General features: G+C 31.8%; 3 protein-coding genes. 2 read left to right on the top strand and 1 reads right to left on the bottom strand.

Features of this window, described 5'->3' with window-relative positions; translation table 11 throughout:
- Positions 1-450, bottom strand: a complete 450-nt coding sequence (locus tag A9G38_RS05625) for a LexA family protein (RefSeq protein WP_202961587.1) — start codon at positions 448-450, stop codon at positions 1-3.
- A gap of 1271 nt (positions 451-1721) precedes the next feature.
- On the opposite strand from A9G38_RS05625, the gene A9G38_RS05620 reads away from it, so the two are divergent.
- Positions 1722-2021, top strand: coding sequence for an IS3 family transposase (locus A9G38_RS05620; RefSeq protein WP_034885636.1), 300 nt, complete (start codon positions 1722-1724; stop codon positions 2019-2021).
- 125 nt (positions 2022-2146) lie between these two features.
- Positions 2147-2264 (top strand): IS3 family transposase (locus A9G38_RS12830; protein WP_442902855.1); only part of this gene is annotated, 118 nt, incomplete at its 3' end.

Genomic DNA, 2264 nt, shown 5'->3' with positions numbered 1-2264 from the left:
TCACAAATAGCCACGACCTCTGAGAGAGTGGATCGTATGAATCACTACTCCCCAAATATGCACTTCTTTACCAGCTAATGAGATCGGTGGATAAAGCGCATTACCAGCTAATAAATGATATTGACCATTAATTACGCCAAGGCATTTACAGGTTAACTCTCCATCAATGGCTGCAATGACCACATCACCGACTACTGGCTCTAAAGAGCGATCAACAATTAATAAATCTCCACTAAAAACACCATAATCCACCATTGAATCACCCATTGCCTTGATATAATAGGTCGCACTTGGGTGTTTGACTAAATGCTCAGTTAAATCGAGTTTCGCTTCTAAATAATCATCAGCAGGCGAAGGGAAACCAGCTCTAACTGGTATATCCACCAACGGTAGTTGATTAATAATAGATGTGTCAACACAGCCAAGCACAATACAACTGAATTTGTACAAGAAAATACTCCTAAAAACTAAACGAAAGAACATCACCACTGTTTTTTAGTTATCGTGGTAAAAAAAGAATATGGATAAATATACAGTATACAATGCGAACTTCAACAGATTTTAGTGTAAAAAAATATAAAAGTGTAAATAAAGCACTATGTGAATAAGTTAGCTTGATAGTGTCAAATCAAGGAATAAAATTGGATATATCAAAGCGATTAATACAGAGTGTAATAACTTTTTTAGTTTAGACTACGTGCTACACTATCTACAAGAGCAACTTTTGAATCAATTAGTAAGTTCAACTGTACATGAAAAATAGACTATTTATTTTAATATTGTGTTTTAATTTTTCTATTATTATGACTGTAAGGGCTGAAATGATGAATCCTAATGTAAACATGAACCATTGAACAACATTTACAAGATGATAACCGTTTAGTGGAGTATAAGTTTTATAGCACTATTACAAAGAGAATTAGTTGATAAAAAAGATTTCTTCCAGCTAAAAGACCTAGAGAGTAATTAATCCTAACAATTGAGTTGCTCGAATTTTACTTTTCTTGCGCTTCCTCCATCTTTTTTAAATATAAATCAATAAACTAAAATTTAAAAAATATAAATTCAATTTTATCAAAAAATAGCTGTCACTAATTTGACTAAAAATTATAGTTAACCTTACAACCATTTAAGCGCTGAAATGTGCTGTTAAATATTGAATACCACAACTTCTATAAAATATAAAACACTAAAACAAACAGCATAAGCGTAATTTTCCAGGTAAGTACTATAGGGTATTTACAAAAATATTCACTTTTTAGATTATATTTTTGTAAACAGATTTAGGAATCAATATCATTTGATGATTAAAACTTCTCAGAATCCTTCTTAGTGAAGCGTGTGATCACCATCATACCAATTAAAAACTCACGAAACAGGTATTCCTCAAATAAATGGGTTAATCAAAAAAATAATACATACCTTAATGGAATGCTCAGCAAATAGTTCACCATTCAAAGATAAAAAACAAAAGGTTAAGTAATTTCCAACAAAATGCCTTATGAGTTTTTAAAAAATCATTTTAACCATGAAATATAAGCAACTTGGTGTTTTCCTACAATACAAGACTTATTACAAAATTAAGCCCCAATATCACAATTTTTTGTTTCACTTCATATTTTATTAGAAATAATCTTTAAAAGATATGGATCGGCTACACTAAATCATACAACTTTTTTAAGGGGTAAGGTAAACTTATCACAACTAAAAAAGGAACAAATATGAATAAGATTAAACGCAAAAGACGAACATTCACAGATGATTTTAAACACCAAATGGTCAGTCTTTATCAACATGGTAAATCACGTAGTGAAATCGTTGCCGAATATGATTTGACACCATCAGCTTTGGACCGTTGGATAACGCAAGCAAGCCAAAGCGGCTCATTTAAAACAAAAGATAATCGCAGTCCACAAGAACAAGAGTTAATCGCATTGCGTAAAGAGCTTAAACAACTCCGTATGGAAAACGATATTTTAAAGCAAGCAGCACTGATAATAGGACGAAAATCGCTATCCTAAAAGCAAATCGACATCGTTATAGCATAACAAAGCTATGTCAATATTTAGGATTATCAAGACATTATGCTTATTATCAGTGTAAATTGAATAGACAAAAATCAGTAGGGCTTTATGCCAATAAAATCGTGACGCTATTTAATCAGAGCTATCAGTCTTATGGTACAAGACGAATTCGTTTTGATTTACAGAAAGAGAATATTTGGGTGTCACGCCGTTACATTGCTCGGGTGATGAAAGCCTTAT

The sequence above is a fragment of the Gilliamella sp. Imp1-1 genome (genome assembly GCF_001690415.1).
Taxonomy (GTDB): Bacteria; Pseudomonadota; Gammaproteobacteria; order Enterobacterales; family Orbaceae; genus Gilliamella; species Gilliamella bombi.
The sequence above is the reverse complement of the archived record's forward strand: the minus strand, read 5'-3'. Positions and strand labels throughout refer to the sequence as shown.